19 protein-coding genes are annotated in these 16,298 nt (G+C 64.9%); 10 read left to right on the top strand and 9 right to left on the bottom strand.

Annotated elements, in window-relative coordinates:
* Window positions 1-15: 15 nt before the first annotated feature.
* Both ACQ5BL_RS01105 and ACQ5BL_RS01100 read right to left on the bottom strand, forming a co-directional pair.
* Window positions 16-387, bottom strand: coding sequence for a DUF5064 family protein (locus tag ACQ5BL_RS01105; RefSeq protein ID WP_207885135.1), 372 nt, complete (start codon window positions 385-387; stop codon window positions 16-18).
* Between the two features lie 66 nt (window positions 388-453).
* Window positions 454-771 (bottom strand): DUF2288 domain-containing protein, encoded by a 318-nt coding sequence (locus ACQ5BL_RS01100; RefSeq protein ID WP_243805863.1) that lies wholly within the window; start codon window positions 769-771, stop codon window positions 454-456.
* Window positions 772-1,078: 307 nt separating this feature from the next.
* Here ACQ5BL_RS01100 and ACQ5BL_RS01095 point away from each other — a divergent pair, with 307 nt between their 5' ends.
* The 5 genes from ACQ5BL_RS01095 to ACQ5BL_RS01075 all read left to right on the top strand — a co-directional run bounded on the left by ACQ5BL_RS01095 (window position 1,079) and on the right by ACQ5BL_RS01075 (window position 5,962).
* Window positions 1,079-2,200 carry a branched-chain amino acid ABC transporter substrate-binding protein gene (locus ACQ5BL_RS01095; RefSeq protein ID WP_207885137.1) on the top strand — a complete coding sequence of 374 codons (1,122 nt, stop codon included), beginning with the start codon at window positions 1,079-1,081 and terminating at the stop codon, window positions 2,198-2,200.
* 116 nt (window positions 2,201-2,316) lie between these two features.
* A complete protein-coding gene (gene livH, locus ACQ5BL_RS01090) occupies window positions 2,317-3,240 on the top strand; it encodes a high-affinity branched-chain amino acid ABC transporter permease LivH (protein WP_207885138.1) in 924 nt (307 codons plus the stop codon).
* Complete coding sequence (locus ACQ5BL_RS01085) at window positions 3,237-4,493, top strand: high-affinity branched-chain amino acid ABC transporter permease LivM (RefSeq protein WP_207885139.1); 1,257 nt, start codon at window positions 3,237-3,239, stop codon at window positions 4,491-4,493. Before livH ends, ACQ5BL_RS01085 begins: the two co-directional genes overlap by 4 nt.
* A complete protein-coding gene (gene livG / locus ACQ5BL_RS01080) occupies window positions 4,490-5,257 on the top strand; it encodes a high-affinity branched-chain amino acid ABC transporter ATP-binding protein LivG (RefSeq protein WP_207885140.1) in 768 nt (255 codons plus the stop codon). Before ACQ5BL_RS01085 ends, livG begins: the two co-directional genes overlap by 4 nt.
* A gap of 3 nt (window positions 5,258-5,260) precedes the next feature.
* Window positions 5,261-5,962: an ATP-binding cassette domain-containing protein gene (locus ACQ5BL_RS01075; RefSeq protein WP_243805865.1), complete on the top strand. Its 702-nt coding sequence runs from the start codon at window positions 5,261-5,263 to the stop codon at window positions 5,960-5,962.
* Window positions 5,963-6,103: 141 nt separating this feature from the next.
* Here ACQ5BL_RS01075 and ACQ5BL_RS01070 read toward each other — a convergent pair whose 3' ends face one another.
* Window positions 6,104-6,778 (bottom strand): GntR family transcriptional regulator, encoded by a 675-nt coding sequence (locus tag ACQ5BL_RS01070; protein WP_243805867.1) that lies wholly within the window; start codon window positions 6,776-6,778, stop codon window positions 6,104-6,106.
* A gap of 86 nt (window positions 6,779-6,864) precedes the next feature.
* Window positions 6,865-7,599, bottom strand: coding sequence for an SDR family NAD(P)-dependent oxidoreductase (locus tag ACQ5BL_RS01065; RefSeq protein ID WP_243805869.1), 735 nt, complete (start codon window positions 7,597-7,599; stop codon window positions 6,865-6,867).
* Between the two features lie 301 nt (window positions 7,600-7,900).
* On the opposite strand from ACQ5BL_RS01065, the gene ACQ5BL_RS01060 reads away from it, so the two are divergent.
* The 3 genes from ACQ5BL_RS01060 to ACQ5BL_RS01050 all read left to right on the top strand — a co-directional run bounded on the left by ACQ5BL_RS01060 (window position 7,901) and on the right by ACQ5BL_RS01050 (window position 11,429).
* The gene (locus tag ACQ5BL_RS01060) at window positions 7,901-8,932 is read left to right on the top strand and encodes an ABC transporter substrate-binding protein (RefSeq protein WP_243805871.1); all 1,032 of its coding nucleotides are present in this window, start codon (window positions 7,901-7,903) and stop codon (window positions 8,930-8,932) included.
* 95 nt (window positions 8,933-9,027) lie between these two features.
* Complete coding sequence (locus ACQ5BL_RS01055) at window positions 9,028-10,110, top strand: phosphotransferase (RefSeq protein ID WP_243805873.1); 1,083 nt, start codon at window positions 9,028-9,030, stop codon at window positions 10,108-10,110.
* Complete coding sequence (locus ACQ5BL_RS01050; protein ID WP_243805875.1) at window positions 10,107-11,429, top strand: aspartate aminotransferase family protein; 1,323 nt, start codon at window positions 10,107-10,109, stop codon at window positions 11,427-11,429. Before ACQ5BL_RS01055 ends, ACQ5BL_RS01050 begins: the two co-directional genes overlap by 4 nt.
* Window positions 11,430-11,509: 80 nt before the next feature.
* On the opposite strand, the gene ACQ5BL_RS01045 is transcribed toward ACQ5BL_RS01050, so the two are convergent.
* The 3 genes from ACQ5BL_RS01045 to ACQ5BL_RS01035 all read right to left on the bottom strand — a co-directional run bounded on the left by ACQ5BL_RS01045 (window position 11,510) and on the right by ACQ5BL_RS01035 (window position 13,505).
* Window positions 11,510-11,968: a sn-glycerol-3-phosphate transporter gene (locus ACQ5BL_RS01045; protein WP_243805877.1), complete on the bottom strand. Its 459-nt coding sequence runs from the start codon at window positions 11,966-11,968 to the stop codon at window positions 11,510-11,512.
* A 14-nt stretch (window positions 11,969-11,982) separates the two neighbouring features.
* The gene (locus ACQ5BL_RS01040; protein WP_243805879.1) at window positions 11,983-12,450 is read right to left on the bottom strand and encodes a glycine zipper 2TM domain-containing protein; all 468 of its coding nucleotides are present in this window, start codon (window positions 12,448-12,450) and stop codon (window positions 11,983-11,985) included.
* A 125-nt stretch (window positions 12,451-12,575) separates the two neighbouring features.
* Window positions 12,576-13,505, bottom strand: coding sequence for a LysR family transcriptional regulator (locus ACQ5BL_RS01035; protein WP_243805881.1), 930 nt, complete (start codon window positions 13,503-13,505; stop codon window positions 12,576-12,578).
* Window positions 13,506-13,597: 92 nt separating this feature from the next.
* On the opposite strand from ACQ5BL_RS01035, the gene ACQ5BL_RS01030 reads away from it, so the two are divergent.
* Window positions 13,598-14,197: a short chain dehydrogenase gene (locus ACQ5BL_RS01030; RefSeq protein ID WP_243805885.1), complete on the top strand. Its 600-nt coding sequence runs from the start codon at window positions 13,598-13,600 to the stop codon at window positions 14,195-14,197.
* Window positions 14,198-14,323: 126 nt separating this feature from the next.
* Here the strand turns inward: ACQ5BL_RS01030 and ACQ5BL_RS01025 are convergent, their stop codons facing one another.
* A complete protein-coding gene (locus ACQ5BL_RS01025) occupies window positions 14,324-14,722 on the bottom strand; it encodes a DUF488 domain-containing protein (RefSeq protein WP_243805887.1) in 399 nt (132 codons plus the stop codon).
* Window positions 14,723-14,808: 86 nt separating this feature from the next.
* On the opposite strand from ACQ5BL_RS01025, the gene ACQ5BL_RS01020 reads away from it, so the two are divergent.
* Entirely contained in the window at window positions 14,809-15,477 is a 669-nt protein-coding gene (locus tag ACQ5BL_RS01020; RefSeq protein ID WP_207885152.1) for a COG3650 family protein, read from the top strand.
* Window positions 15,478-15,605: 128 nt separating this feature from the next.
* Here ACQ5BL_RS01020 and ACQ5BL_RS01015 read toward each other — a convergent pair whose 3' ends face one another.
* Entirely contained in the window at window positions 15,606-16,295 is a 690-nt protein-coding gene (locus ACQ5BL_RS01015) for an aspartate/glutamate racemase family protein (RefSeq protein ID WP_243805889.1), read from the bottom strand.
* Window positions 16,296-16,298 lie beyond the last annotated feature (3 nt).

Genomic DNA, 16,298 nt, shown 5'->3' with positions numbered 1-16,298 from the left:
TTCATTCGCAGCGTATCAGTCGGACTCGCCGTGGCGAATGACGTCCTCGAGGTCCACCGGGTCGCCGTAGTGGGTGCCGAGTTTCTGGCGGATGTCCTCGAACATCGCGTCATACTCCTTGTGATTGCGCACCACGGCGCCAAAGCGCGGGTGCAGGCCATGCTTCTGGGCAATGCGGGTGGCATCGCTGGCAAAATTGAAGGCCTGCTCCTTGGGCATGTCCCATTCTTCGCTGAAAGCATTACGGTCGATTTCGCCTTTCATGGTGAAGTGCACGTAAGTGCCCTTCTCCGCATCCCTGCGCACTTCGTAGTAGATGTGAGCGTCAATTTCCTGCTGGTCCAGCCCCGGCATGGCCTGGAGGTGCAGATGGCCCGGTTCGAACATGGCGAATCTCCTTCTATGGAATCCGCACAGTCTAGCGCGCCTTTGTGAATTGGAAATCGTTCTGTGTCAGTGCAGGACGTCTTTTCGAATTCTTTCTTGAACCAATACCCAGGGCGCAATTACCACCGCCCAGAGCTCCGGGTCACGGGCGAGGAAATCCTCCGCCTGGATTTCGTCGACCTTGCCAAGCTCGCCGCTGGCAAGCCAGGCGGCGACCTTCGCCTTGTCGTCCTCGGCAACGCCCACCGCGACCTCCACCAGATCGGCGGAACCCGCAACCTTGAGCAGGTTGCCACGGGCGAAGAACGGCGCGAGCTCCTGCCAGGAAATCTTCGCGGTTTCGCCAAGCAACTTGGCATAGAGGGTGCTAGCTTGTTCAGTCATGGATCTCACCTGGTAAACGATCGGCGCCATGATAGCGCCGAGGCCGCGCCAGGCAAGGTTCGGACGGCGCTTTCCGGATGACGGAACCCTCAGGGAAAAATCGGAGAGACGCCGTTTTTCTGTACGTTTGTGTCAAGGTTGCGACATGCGCTCGGCCAGCCCGCCGCCCCCCGCTTTTCAAGCGGTAAAGCGGCACTCTACACTGTACCGGTACAGTTGCCGGTGGGCTTGTCCGGGGCAATCCCGGTTCTGCAGCCTTCGGCTACCAGGACTACAAAAACGAATAACACAAGAAGAGTGGAGCACTATGAAAAAGGGTACTCAGCGTCTTTCCCAGCTGTTCACCGCCATGGCACTCGCCGGCGTTGCCAGCTACTCCATGGCCGCCGACACCATCAAGATCGCTCTGGCCGGCCCGGTGACCGGCGCCGTCGCCCAGTATGGGGAGATGCAGTTCGTTGGCGCGAAAATGGCCATTGAGCAGATCAACAAGGCGGGCGGCGTAGACGGCAAGCAACTGGAAGGCGTGGTCTACGACGACGCGTGCGATCCGAAACAAGCCGTGGCCGTTGCCAACAAAGTCGTCAACGACGGCATCAAGTTCGTGGTTGGCCACCTCTGCTCCAGCTCCACTCAGCCGGCATCCGACATCTACGAAGACGAAGGCGTGATCATGATCACCCCGGCGTCCACCAGCCCGGACATCACCTCCCGCGGCTACAAGCTGATCTTCCGCACCATCGGCCTGGACAGCCTGCAGGGCCCGACCGCCGGCAAGTTCATCGCCGAGCACATCAAGCCCAAGTCCGTGGCCGTGATCCACGACAAGCAGCAGTACGGCGAAGGCATCGCCACTGCCGTGAAGAAGACCCTGGAAGCCGACGGCATCAAGGTTCCGCTGTTCGAAGGCATCAACGCCGGCGACAAGGACTTCTCCGCGATGATCGCCAAGCTCAAGCAGGCCAAGGTGGACTTCGTCTACTACGGCGGCTACCACCCGGAACTGGGCCTGCTGCTGCGCCAGGCCTCCGAGAAGGGCCTGAAAGTCGGCTTCATGGGTCCGGAAGGCGTCGGCAACAAGGAAATCTCCGCTATCGCCGGCCCGGCTTCCGAAGGCCTGTACGTGACCCTGCCGAAGTCCTTCGACCAGGATCCGAAGAACAAGGGCCTGGTTGACGCGTTCAAGGCCAAGAACGAAGACCCGAGCGGTCCGTTCGTGTTCCCGGCTTACGCCGCTGTCGAAGTCATCGCCGAAGGCATCAAGAAAGCCGGCAGCGAGGAAACCGACAAGGTAGCCGCGGCTCTGCGCGCCAACACCTTCGCGACCCCGACCGGTGACCTGGCCTTCGACGAGAAGGGCGACCTGAAGAACTTCAACTTCGTGGTCTACCAGTGGCACAAGGACGGCACCAAGACCGAAGCCAAGTAAGCCGCTGGCCGACACCCAGAGCCCACTGCACCCGCAGTGGGCTTTGTTTATCCGAGTATTCCGGGGGTCCGTCGCGCCACAAGCGCCGCTTCACGCGACGCCCGAGGAGTTAGGTAATGCCTGATCTCTATCACTATCTGCAACAGCTGATCAACGGCCTCACCGTCGGCAGCACCTATGCCCTGATCGCCATCGGCTACACCATGGTCTACGGCATCATCGGCATGATCAACTTCGCCCATGGCGAGGTTTACATGATTGGCTCGTACGTAGCCTTCATCGTGATCACGGGGCTGGCGATGATGGGAATCGTAAGTCTTCCTGTCGTCATCATCTGCACCTTCGCCGCCAGCATCATCGTCACCAGTGCGTACGGCTACGGTATCGAACGAATCGCCTACCGCCCGCTGCGCGGAAGCAACCGACTGATTCCGCTGATCTCCGCGATCGGCATGTCGATCTTCCTGCAGAACGAGGTCCTGCTCGCCCAGGACTCCAAGGACAAGGCCATCCCCAACCTGCTGCCGGGCAACTTCATCATCGGCCCGGACGAAATGAGCGGCGTGACCATCTCGTACATGCAGGTGCTGATCTTCATCATCACCCTGCTGACCATGTATGGCCTGTCCATGTTCATCTCCCGTTCCCGCCTGGGCCGCGCCTGCCGCGCCTGTGCCGAGGACCTGAAGATGGCCAACCTGCTGGGCATCAACACCAACAACATCATCGCCCTGACCTTCGTCATCGGCGCCACCCTGGCCGCCGTGGCCGCGGTGCTGCTGGGTCTGCAGTATGGCGTGATCAACCCGCACATCGGCTTCCTGGCCGGCATCAAGGCGTTCACCGCCGCGGTGCTGGGCGGCATCGGCAGCATTCCGGGCGCCATGCTCGGCGGGCTGGTGCTCGGCGTTGCCGAAGCCTTTGGCGCCGACGTGTTCGGTGACCAGTACAAGGACGTGGTGGCGTTCACCCTGCTGGTGCTCGTCCTGCTCTTCCGCCCCACCGGCATCCTCGGCCGCCCGGAGGTGGAAAAGGTATGAGCCAGAAACTCAAGACCGCATTCTTCAGTGCCCTGCTGGTGATGGCCGTCGCCTACCCGGTACTCGGCGTGAAGCTCAGCGTGATCGGCATCGGCCTGCAGCTGGAAGGCGTCAGCCCCACCACGCTGTGGGTCATTGCCGCGTGTGCCGTGGCGATGTTCGTCTGGCAACTGGTGCGCGACAAATTCCACTTCGTGACCAGCACCCGCCAGTTCCTGTCCCGGCCGCACACCAAGCTCGCCGAACGCCTGACCCACTCCTCGGTGCAGCGCAAGATCATCCTCGGCCTGATCGTCATCGCCCTCGCCTGGCCGTTCTTCGGCTCGCGCGGCGCGGTGGACATCGCCACGCTGATCCTGATCTACGTGCTGCTGGGCCTCGGCCTGAACATCGTGGTGGGCCTGGCCGGCCTGCTCGACCTGGGTTACGTCGGCTTCTACGCCGTGGGCGCCTACAGCTACGCGCTGCTCTCGCACTACTACGGGCTGGGCTTCTGGACCTGCCTACCGATCGCCGGCCTGATGGCAGCCTTCTTCGGCTTCATCCTCGGCTTCCCGGTGCTGCGCTTGCGCGGCGACTACCTGGCGATCGTGACCCTGGGCTTCGGCGAGATCATCCGCATCCTGCTGCGTAACCTGACCTGGCTGACCGGTGGCCCCAACGGCATCAGCAACATCGAGAAGCCGAGCCTGTTCGGCCTCTCCTTCGAGCGCCGCGCCCCCGAGGGGATGCAGACCTTCCACGAGTTCTTCGGCATCGCCTACAACTCGAACTACAAGGTCGTGTTCCTCTACCTGGTCGCGCTGCTGCTGGTGCTGCTGGTGCTGTTCGTGATCAACCGCCTGCTGCGCATGCCCCTGGGCCGTGCCTGGGAAGCCCTGCGCGAAGACGAGATCGCCTGCCGCGCCCTCGGCCTGAACCCGACCATCATCAAGCTCTCCGCCTTCACCCTCGGTGCCTGCTTCGCCGGTTTCGCCGGCAGCTTCTTCGCCGCGCGCCAGGGCCTGGTGACGCCGGAATCCTTCACCTTCATCGAGTCGGCGACCATCCTCGCCATCGTCGTGCTGGGTGGCCTGGGTTCGCAGCTGGGCGTGATCCTCGCCGCCGTGGTGATGATCCTGCTGCCCGAACTCATGCGTGAGTTCAGCGAGTACCGCATGCTGATGTTCGGCGCCATCATGGTGCTGATGATGATCTGGCGTCCGCAGGGCCTGCTGCCCATGCAGCGTCCGCATCTGGAGTTGCGCAAATGAGCCAGACCATTCTTGAAGTAAGCGGCCTGACCATGCGCTTCGGCGGCCTGCTGGCCGTGAACGGGGTGGCCCTGAACGTTAAGGAAAAGCAGGTGGTCTCGATGATCGGCCCGAACGGCGCCGGCAAGACCACCGTGTTCAACTGCCTGACCGGTTTCTACCAGCCCACTGGCGGTCAGATCCTCCTGCGTGGCGAAGCCGTTCAGGACCTGCCCGGCCACAAGATCGCCCACAAGGGCGTGGTGCGGACTTTCCAGAACGTTCGCCTGTTCAAGGAAATGACCGCGGTGGAGAACCTGCTGGTCGCCCAGCACCGCCACCTCAACACCAACTTCTTCGCCGGCCTGCTGAAACTGCCGTCCTTCCGCCGCAGCGAGGCGGAGGCGCTGGACTACGCCGCGCACTGGCTGGAGATCGTCAACCTCAAGGAAGTCGCCAACCGTCCGGCGGGCACCCTCGCCTACGGCCAGCAGCGTCGCCTGGAGATTGCCCGCTGCATGATGACCCGTCCGCAGCTGTTGATGCTGGACGAACCGGCGGCCGGCCTGAACCCGCGGGAAACCGAGGACCTGAAGGCACTGATCGCCATGCTGCGCTCCGAGCACGGCGTCACCGTCCTGCTCATCGAGCACGACATGAAGCTGGTGATGAGCATTTCCGACCATATCTACGTGATCAACCAGGGCACGCCCCTGGCCGACGGCACCCCGGAAGAAATCCGCGGCAACCCGGATGTGATCAAAGCCTATCTGGGGGAGGCCTGAGTCATGCTGAAGTTCGACAAGGTTTCCACCTTCTACGGCAAGATCCAGGCGCTGCACGAGGTCAGCATGGAAGTCCAGCAGGGTGAGATCGTCACCCTGATCGGCGCCAACGGGGCCGGCAAGTCGACCCTGCTGATGACCCTGTGCGGCTCGCCGCGCGCCTCCTCGGGCAGCATCACCTACCTGGGCGAGGAACTGGTCGGCAAGGAATCCTCCGTGATCATGCGCAAGAGCATCGCCGTCGTGCCGGAAGGCCGTCGCGTGTTCGCCCGCCTGACAGTGGAGGAGAACCTGGCCATGGGCGGTTTCTTCACCAACAAGGGCGATTACCAGGAGCAGATGGACAAGGTCCTGTCGCTCTTCCCGCGCCTGAAGGAACGCTTCAACCAACGCGGCGGCACCATGTCCGGCGGTGAACAGCAGATGCTCGCCATCGGCCGTGCGCTGATGAGCAAGCCCAAGCTGCTGCTGCTCGACGAGCCGTCCCTGGGCCTTGCGCCGATTATCATCCAGCAGATCTTCGACATCGTCGAACAGCTGCGCCAGGAAGGCGTGACCGTCTTCCTCGTCGAGCAGAACGCCAACCAGGCGCTGAAGCTCGCCGACCGCGGCTACGTGCTGGAGAACGGTCGCATCGTCATGCAGGACACCGGCGCCAACCTGCTGGTGAACCCCAAGGTGCGCGACGCGTATCTCGGCGGCTGACGTCCGCGCTGCAACGAAAAACGGCCCTTCGGGGCCGTTTTTTATTGGTTCGCGCCATGCAGCTCTTGGTAGGAGCGAGCTTGCTCGCGAACAAGCTCGCCGGTGAGTTCTGCGTGCGAGCAAGCTCGCTCCTACAAAGCCTCAGTTCTGCGCCTCGGACTGGGCAATGAACTCCAGCATCTTCTCGCTGCCGTCGACCAGGTCGGCGTGAATGGCCGCGCGCGCGGCGGCGCTGTCGCCTTCGCGCAGCGCCCGCAGCACTTCCCAGTGGTGCTCCACCGCCATGCGCTCGTTGAAGTCGGCGTAGGCCTGGGCGATCAGCGGGCCGGTGCGCATCCACAGGCTGTCGAGGAAGGCGCGCAGCAGCGGCATCCCGGCGATGTCGGCCAGGGCGAAGTGGAAGGCCTGGTTGAGCTTGAGCGCCTGGACCATGTCCTCGGCGTGGATCGCATCGAGGTTCGCGCGAATGTTGGCTTCCAGCTCTTCCAGTTGCTCGACGCTGGCCCTGGCGGCGGCCGTCTCCGCGGCCAGCCCTTCGAGGGCGATGCGGATGCTGCGAATCTCCAGGTACTGCTCGCGGGTAAGCAGCGGCACGCGGATGTCGCGCGGCGTCTTGAGCACCAGCGCCTGCTCCTTGGCCAGCTGCAGGATCGCATCGCGTACCGGGGTCACGCTGGTGCCCAACTGCTGGGCCAGGTCGCGGATGCGCAGTCGATCGTCCGGCTTGAAGCGGCCGGTGATCAGCGCCTCGCGCAGCAGCGCGTAGACGCCGCTGCCCAGGTAGGAATGGTTCAGCCCTTCGATCGGGTAGTTCATCGCTCTCTCATCGCGTGGTTCGGCTGCGGGCCAGTCAGGTATCCGGCGCGCATGATGCGGACTGCGCGCCGAGGATACCAGCGGGATCAGACATGCTGGCCGCCATTGACGTGGATTTCAGCGCCATTCACGTAGGACGCGCCGCTGGTACAGAGGAAGTGGATCAGCGAAGCGACCTCCTCCGGCTTGCCCAGGCGGTGCATGGGAATGTCGCGCTCGACGATCAGCTCGGTGCCCGAGGAGAGGATCGCGGTGTCGATCTCCCCGGGCGCAATGGCATTGACCCGCACGCCATGCGGGCCGAAGTCGTGGGCCATCTCGCGGGTGAGCGCCGCCAGCGCTGCCTTGGAGCAGGCGTAGGCAACACCGGCGAAGGGATGTACCCGCGACCCGGCAATGGAAGTGACGTTGATCACCGAGCCCTTGGCCGCCTTCAGCTCGTCGAACAACCCGCGCGCCAGCAGCGCGGTGGAGAATAGGTTGACGTTGAACACCTTGAGCCAGGTGGCGTAGTCGCTCTCCGGCACGCCCAGGCGCTCCCCTTCCGGCCCTTTCGGCGAGATGCCGGCATTGTTCACCAGCGCATGCAGCTGGCCGCCGAGCTTCTCGCGGATCTGCGGCAGGCTGGCCTGCACGCTGTCGATGTCCTCAAGGTCCAGGTGGATGTGGTTGATCAGCCCTTCGGCCCAGGGGCATTCGGCACTCCAGTCCTGGCGCGAGGCGGTGAACACGCGCCAGCCGGCGGCGTTGAAGTGCTTGACTGTGGCATGGCCGATGCCGCGGCTGGCACCGGTGAGCAGCAAGGTCCTGGTCTGGTTCATGGTGCATCCCCCTGCGTAAGGCAAATGTCCGTGGTGGCATGGCGAGTGTCGCCGTGCACGATGGGTCAAATAAAAACATGATGCATCATGTTTTGGAAGATGTTTAAATCCTTCCCCGCGTCATCCGATTCCGAACAACAAGAAACTGGAGGACATCCCATGCTCGACCGCACCTGTACCGCGCGCTCTTCCCCCTGAGCCAACGGGCGACCGGTCGGCCTCCCAGCTCGGGCCGTCCCAGCCCTCTCTTGAAGCTGCCCTCTTTTCGATGGGCCGGATTGGCCCGACCAGGAGTAATCGCATGTTCAAGAAAGCTGCAGCACTGATGTTGCTCGCCGGCGGCGCCGCCGGCCAGCTCCACGCCGAAACCCTCACCGTGGTGTCCTTCGGCGGCGACAACAAGGTGGCCCAGGAAAAGGCCTTCTACAAACCCTTCGAGCAGCAGGCCAAGGTCACCGTCCAGGGCGCCGAGTACAACGGCGAGATGGCCAAGATCAAGGTCATGGCCGACACCGGCCAGACCAGCTGGGACGTGGTCGAGGTGGAATCTCCGGAGCTGATGCGCGGTTGCAGCGAAGGCCTGTTCGAGCAGCTCGACTGGTCGAAGCTGGGCAAGCGCGAGGACTTCCTCGACGCCGCCGTGAGCGACTGCGGCGTGGGCATCTTCATCTGGTCCACGGTGCTCACCTACGACGCCAGGAAGCTCGCCAGCGCGCCGACCAGCTGGGCCGACTTCTGGGACGTGAAGAAGTACCCGGGCAAGCGCGGGCTGCGCCGTGGCGCCAAGTTCACCCTGGAATTCGCCCTGGAAGCCGACGGCGTGAAACAGGCCGATCTGTACAAGGTGCTGGGCACGAAAGAAGGCGTCGACCGCGCCTTCAAGAAGCTCGACGAACTCAAGCCCTACATCCAGTGGTGGGAAGCCGGCGCGCAACCGCTGCAATGGCTGGCCGCCGGCGACGTGGTGATGACCAGCGCCTACAACGGCCGCGTCGCCACCGCGCAGAAGGAAGGCCGCGACTTCGCCATCCAGTGGAACGGCAGCATCTACGACCTGGACCACTGGGCCATCGTCAAGGGCAGCCCGAAGAAGGAGCTCTCCGAACAGTTCATCGCCCTGGCCAACAAGCCCGAGCACCAGAAAGTGTTCGCCGAGAACATCCCCTACGGCCCGACCAACAAGAACACCATCCCGCTGATCGATCCGGCCATCGCCGGCAAGCTGCCCACTGCGCCGCAGAACCTGGAAAACGCGCGCGCCATGGACACCGAGTTCTGGATCGATCACGGCGAGGAACTGGAACAACGCTTCAACGCCTGGGCGAGCAAGTAACCGCAAAAGTACCGCCCGACCTTGCGTCGGGCGGTGCTCCGCGACTCGCCGGGCCGCTGCACGATTGACCTGCTGGACCCGCTGGAGAAGTACCCGTGCCCCTCAACACCGCCCCTATTCAAGACCACCTGCTGGAAGCGGCCGCCGCCCAGGTGAGCGACGCCCAGGCCGCCGCCATCGCCGAGGAGTATTTCGGCCAGCGCGGCACCCTGAACCGCCTCGCCGGCGAACGCGACCTGAACTTCCACATCAGCCACGGCCACGGCGACGACCGCCTGCTGAAACTCTCCCACCCGCTGGAAGACCCGCAGGTGGTGGACTTCCAGACCCGCGCCCTGCTGCGCGTCGAGGCCGCCGATCCGAGCCTGCCGGTGCAGCGTGTCTACCCCTCGCTGAACGGCGAATACCAGATTCCGGTGGTCATCGACGGCCAGCCGATGCTCGCCCGCCTGTTCTCCTTCGTCGACGGCCTACCGCTGCACCGCGTGCCGCAACGCAGCCGCGTCCTGCGCGAAGGCCTCGGCGATGCCCTGGCCCGCCTGGGCATCGCCCTCGACGGCTTCGAGCATCCGGCCTCCGGCCACGAACTGCTGTGGGACATGAAGCACGCCTCGCGCCTGCGCCGCCTGCTGACCTACATCGAAGACCGCGAGCAGCGCGCGCTGGTCGAACGCTTCCTCGACAGCTTCGAGCGCCACGCCCTGCCCCGCCAGGCCAGCCTGCGCGCCCAAGTGATCCACAACGACCTGAACCCGCACAACGTGATCGTCGATGCCGCGCACCCCGACCAACTGCGCAACATCCTCGACTTCGGCGACATGGTCCACGCGCCGCTGATCAACGACCTCGGCGTCGCCGCCGCCTACCAGGTGGGCGCGCCGGACGCACCGCTGGCCACCGCCTGCGAGATGATCGCCGCCTACCATCGCCGCCGCCCGCTGCTGGAAGCCGAGCAGGAAATCCTCGCAGACCTGATCGCCACCCGCCTGATCATGACCCTGAGCATCACCGCCTGGCGCGCCAGCCTGCACCCCGAGAACCGCGACTACATCCTGCGCAACGCCCATCACGCCTGGCAGAGCCTGCAAGGCCTGGCCCGCCTGAGCCGGGGACAGGCGCAGGAGCAGATCTTCGCCGCCTGCCAGGTCTCCGTTAACCACGAGGAGCCGCTTCAATGACCATGCCCAACGGATTCAGTCCGGCGGACGCCGACCGCCTGAGCGACGAGGAACGTCGCCTGATCGAGCGCCGCGAGCGCCTGCTCGGCCCGGCCTACCGGCTGTTCTATGAACGCCCGCTGCACACCGTGCGTGGCGAAGGGGTCTGGCTCTACGACAAACAGGGCAATCGCTACCTCGACGCTTACAACAACGTCGCCTCCATCGGTCACTGCCACCCCCGCGTGGTGCAGGCGATCGCCAGCCAGGCGGCAGTGCTGAACACCCACACCCGCTACCTGCAGGAAGGCATCCTCGACTATGCCGAGGACCTGCTCTCCACCTTCCCCGCCGGCCTCGACCAGGTGATGTTCACCTGCACCGGCAGCGAGGCCAACGACCTCGCCCTGCGCATCGCCCGCCACTACACCGGCGGCACCGGGGTGATCATCACCCGCTTCGCCTACCACGGCGTCACCGGCGATATCTCCGAACTCTCGCCGGCCCTGGGCAGCGGCATCACCCTGCCGGCTCACGCGCGCACCGTGCGTGCGCCGGACGCCTATCGACTGGGCGCGGAGAACGTCGCCAAGACCCTGGCCGATGACGTACGCGCCGCCATCGCCGATCTGCGCGCCCATGGCATCAAGCCCGCCGCGCTGCTGCTCGACGGCATCTTCGCCAGCGATGGCGTGCTGCCCGTCCCCGCCGGCTTCCTCGCCGAAGCGGTGAAAGTCACCCAGGACGAAGGCCTGCTCTACATCGCCGACGAAGTGCAAAGCGGCTTCGCCCGCACCGGCGACGCCATGTGGGGTTTCCAGCGCCACGGCGTGCAGCCGGACCTGGTCACCCTCGGCAAACCCATGGGCAATGGCCAGCCCATCGCCGGCGTGGTGGCGCGGGCGGACATCCTCGAAAGCTTCGGGCGCAACGTGCGCTACTTCAACACCTTCGGCGGCAACCCGGTGTCCTGCGCGGCGGCCCAGGCGGTGCTCGATGTGATCCGCGACGAGAAGCTGCAGGAGCGCTCCCAGCGCATCGGCGGCTTCATGCTGGAAGGCATCCGCCAGTTGGCCGAGCGCCATGAACTGATCGGCGACGTGCGCGGCGCGGGGCTGTTCCTCGGCGTCGAACTGGTGGCCGAGCGCGCCGGGAAGACCCCGGCCGCCGGCCAGACCCGCCGGGTGGTCAACGCCATGCGCGAGCGCGGCGTGCTGATCAGCGCCGCCGGCCCGATGGAGAACATCCTGAAGATTCGCCCGTTGCTGGCCTTCGAGCAGGAACACGCCGAACTGTTCATCGACTGCCTGGACAAGGCGTTGCAGGACGTGGCCGGCTGAGTCGACGGCGCAAGCAGAAACGGGCGTGGCCTGCGGAGATTACCCGTCGCAGGCCAAGCCCGTTTTCAGCTCGGTGATCGTCAGAAACCTACGCCGACGTTGACCATCGCGGCGGAATTCCCCAGCACCACCAGCTCGGTGCCGACCGGCCCCAGACGTGCGCCGAAGGAGGGAATGATCGCCGGCGCCACACCGTAGTGGTTCAGCGGGATCTTGTCGCGGTACTTGCCGTGATAGCCCTGCAGTGCACCACCGGTGACCTTGGCGTAGAACGGCGTGCCTTCCCAGTCGAAGCGTTTGCCGGCGTACAGGTAGTTGGAACGCTGGCTGAAGGAGTTACGGAAGGTCGCGCCACCGAACACCATGCCGTCGGCGCGATTGCGCTCCAGGCCAATCAGGTCCTGGTGGTTGTTGTGGTCCGGATCGTGGTCCCAGTGGGTTGTATAGACGCTGGTCTGCAAGTACCAGAAATCCCCATCCCCAGCCTGGGCGGCGGCACAGCCGAGCATCAGCAGCAGTGCGATCGACAGGCGGCGCATGGCATGTCCCCCGCTCAGATGGCGACTCGGCTGGCGCCATTGACCGTCAGGATGCGTACGCGATCACCCACACGGAACTGCTGGGCCGGGTCCACCGCCTGGACATAGGCGCGGGTAGCGCCGCTGTCCTCAAGCACCACGATCTCCACGCCCTGGGAGCGGGTGATCCCCTCCTCCACTGCCGAGCCCGCCGCACCGCCCGCCACCCCGCCGAGGATGGTGGTGATGGTCTTGCCGCGTCCGCCGCCGATGGAACTGCCAGCGATACCACCGACAGCGGCGCCCGCCAGGGTACCGATTGGCGTCTTGGTGCCTTCGATCTGTACCAGACGCAGGGATTCGATAGTGCCCATGCGCACGTTCTGCACCGCGCGGGCGTCATCGCGGGAATAGGACGAGCCCGACAGATTGGAGGCGCAACCGGTCAGGGCCAGGGTGGCACTGGTGAAGAGCGCGGTCAGCAACAGCATGGAGCGGTTCATGATGGCTACCTCGAGAGGCGTTCAAAAAGGATGGGGCAAAGCCTACGGCCGCCACCCTGAACTCCCCCTGAACCCTCTCTGAACCAATGCTGAACGAACCTGAACGAACCTGAACGAAATGTCCTTCAGCCTTCCAGGGCGACCAACTGCCGCCGGCTCTGCTCGAACCAGCGCAGCAGGTAGTCGGCCAACAGCTGCGTGCGGCGAGGCAAGCGCCCTTGGTACGGATGGATGAGGTACACCGGCTGGGTACGGGTCTGGTACTCGCGCAACAGCCAGACCAGGCTGCCGTCGGCCAATTCCTGCTGAATCATGTAGGAAGGCAATCGGCTGATACCCGCGCCGGCCAAGGCCGCCTTCTTCAACAGGGTGTAGTGATTGCTCGCCATCAGGCCGCTGACCTCCACGCGGAACAGTTCGTGATGGCGCTGGTAGAGCCAGGTGCCGCTGTCCTGGTAGTGGGTGTTCTGCAGGCAGGAATGCCCGGCCAGCTCCGCCGGCGACTGCGGCACCCCGTGGCGCGCCAGGTAGTCCGGCGTGGCGCAGGTCAGCTCCTGCAGCGCGAACAAGGGCCTTGCCACCAGGCGCTCGTCCACCGCCAGGCTGCCGGAGCGGATAGCCAGGTCGAAGCCGTCCGCCACCAGGTCACGCAGGGCGTTGGACAGGTCCAGCTCCAGGCGGATGTCGGGATACTCGCGAGAGAACTCCATCAACCAGGCATCGAAGAAGGTCTCCCCCAGGGAAACCGGCAAGCTCAGGCGCACCGTGCCCCGCGCCTCGTCCTGCAGCGCCCGCACCGCTTGCCGCGCACGCGCCGCCTGGGCATTGAGCGCCTGGGCCTCGGGCAGCAACGCGGCACCGGCGGCGGTCAGCGACAGTCGCCGGGTGGTGCGGTGCAGCAGGGTCGTACCCAGCGCCTGCTCCAGCGCGGAGATGCGCTTGGACAACTGCCCCTTGCTGCAGCCCAGGCGCTCCGCCGCACGAGTGAAGCTGCCGCATTCGAGCAATACGGCGAAGGCGGAGAGGTCTTCCAGATCGCTGGCGATTGTTTCCATATGAAAACCAAAGGTTGTCGATTAACCGGATTATCACAACAAGCAGCCACTTTACTCTGAAGCCGTCTTCCACCAAATCCCTTCGGAGCCCCATGAAAATCATCCTGATCGGTGCCAGCGGCACCCTCGGCCAGGCCGTCGCCAACGAACTGGGCCAACGCCATGAAATCATCCGCGTCGGCCGCACCAGTGGCGACCTGCGCGTGGACATCACCGACAACGCCTCGATCCGCGACCTGTTCCAACAGACCGGTGGTTTCGACGCCCTGGTCAGCGCCGCCGGCAAGGTGCACTTCGGCGCGCTTGCGGAAATGGGCGAGGCGGAGATGGCGGTCGGCCTGAAGGACAAGCTGATGGGCCAGGTGAACCTGGTGCTGATCGGCAGCCAGTACGCCAACGACGGCGCCTCGTTCACGCTCACCACCGGCATCCTCAGCGAACAACCCATCGTGCTGGGCAGCTCGGCCAGCCTGGTCAACGGCGCGGTGGAGGGCTTCGTGCGCAGCGCCGCCCTGGAACTGCCGCGCGGCCAGCGGATCAACGCGGTGAGCCCGAACGTGCTGGTGGAATCGATGGAGGGCTATGCACCGTTCTTCCGTGGCTTCAAGCCGGTGCTCGCCGCCGACGCCGCCCTGGGCTTCGCCCGCAGCGTGGAAGGCGCGCAGACCGGGCAGGTGTACAAGATCTGGTGATGACACGGCACGGATGACGCATTGACGTGATCCGTTCACCTCGGTTCGCGAGCAAGCTCGCTCCTACAGGTACCGACGTTGAATGCGGTGCTCTTCGTAGGAGCGAGCTTGCTCGCGAACAGCCCCCTACTCGGTCTTCCCCGCGTAACAGACCGGCGAGCTACCCTCCCCCTGCTTCTCCAGTTCATCTTCAAGGAACTCCGCCAGCACCCGCGCATTGTTGTGCTCCTCGTCCCTGGCTCCGTAGAGCAGCGTCAGCGTGCCCTTGCGCGCCAGGTCGAGCAGCCCCATCCAGTGCTCCGGGTGGGCGTTCAGCTCGCTGTGGTAGGCCTTGCGGAACTCCTCGAACAGACTCGGATCGTGATGGAAGCGCTGGCGCAGTTCGTTGGACGGCGAGGCGTCCTTGGCCCACTGCGCCATGTGCAGGTCCTCCTTGCGAATCCCGCGCGGCCACAGGCGGTCCACCAGCACCCGCTGGCCATCGTCCCCGGCCGCCGGCTCGTAAGCACGCTTGCAACGAATCATCCGATTTCCTCCCGGAGCCTGGCATTGCCCTTGAGATAGCCGGCTTCGCTGGGTAACGTGGGCCCACTTTCGAGGGAGCCCGTTCCATGCGATCCAGCCGTTTCATTCTGTTCAGCCTGCTGCCCCTGTTCGCCGCCTGCCAGGTGTGGACGCCAAACAAGACCGATCTTAACGCCTCTACCCGTCTGCAAGGCGAACTCAGCCAGCAGGATGGCAAGCTGATGTTCCGCGGCTGCACCGAGCAGCGCCGCTTCAGCGTCGAGGACAGCGCCAGTACCGGTCTGCCACGTGATGCCAAAAGCCTGTTCGAGGACGGCGCCAGGACGCTGTTCGTCGACCTGCGCGGCAACTTCAGCGGCAGCACCGCCGCCGGCACCGACGGCAAGCTGGAAGTGACCAAGGTCCTGCGCCTGCAGAACGAAGGCCCCGGCTGCGACGACCCGAACTTCAAGCGCAGCATCGTCCGCGCCCACGGCAACGAACCGGGCTGGAGCGTGCTGGTCAACAACCAGGGGCTGCTGCTCGAACAGCCCGGCAAGGAGTCGCTGGTGGTGCCCTACATCGCCGAGGACCTGCCCAATGGCAGCACCAGTTACTCCAGTGAAGCCAACGGCGAGAAGCTGGAACTGTGGGTCGCCCCGGCCCGCTGCCAGGACGGCATGAGCGGCGCGCTGAGCAATCTGTCCGCCGAGCTGCGCGTCAACAACCAGGTCATGCGCGGTTGCGCCTACCCGGGCGGCGCCAGCAACGACTGACTGCCGGGGCAAATTCCGCCGGGCGCTCCGCGCGTCCATTCAACATAGGAGCGGACTCCGTCCGCGATAGCTTCCAATCGCGCCGGATACCATCGCGGACGGAGTCCGCTCCTACGTAACCTGCAGCCTCAGAGCGCCCATTCGGCCGCCTGCAGCGCGTGGATGGCGGTGGTATCGAACAGCGGCACCGAGGCATCCTGCGGGCCGACCAGCAGGGAAATCTCGGTGCAGCCGAGGATCACCGCCTGCGCACCGCGTGCGACCAGCGAGGCGATGATACGCCGGTAAGCATCGCGCGACTCGTCGAGAAACTGCCCCAGGCACAGCTCCTCGTAGATGATCCGGTGCACCACCTGGCGCTCCTCGTCCGAGGGCGTGAGCACCTGCAGGTCGTACTTCTCCTGCAGTCGGTCCTTGTAGAACGCCTGCTCCATGGTGAAGCGGGTGCCGAGCAGACCGACCCTCGTCAGCCCCACCGCGCGGATCGCCTCGGCGGTCGGGTCGGCAATGTGCAGCAGCGGGATGTCCACCGCCGCATCGATGGCCGGCGCCACCTTGTGCATGGTGTTGGTGCAGAGCACCAGGAAGTCCGCGCCGGCCGCCCGCAGCGAGCGCGCCGCCTCGGCCAGCAGGCGCCCGGCGGCGTCCCAGTCGCCGGCATGCTGCAAGCGTTCGATCTCGTGGAAGTCCACGCTGTACAGCACGATCTTCGCCGAGTGCAGGCCGCCCAGGCGCTCCTTGATGGTCTGGTTGATCTGCCGGTAGTAGGGAATGGTCGACTCCCAGCTCATGCCGCCGATCAGGCCGATGGTCTTCATCGC

This window comes from Pseudomonas sp. B1-22 (genome assembly GCF_050474425.1).
Lineage (GTDB): Bacteria > Pseudomonadota > Gammaproteobacteria > Pseudomonadales > Pseudomonadaceae > Pseudomonas.
The sequence above is the reverse complement of the archived record's forward strand: the minus strand, read 5'-3'. Positions and strand labels throughout refer to the sequence as shown.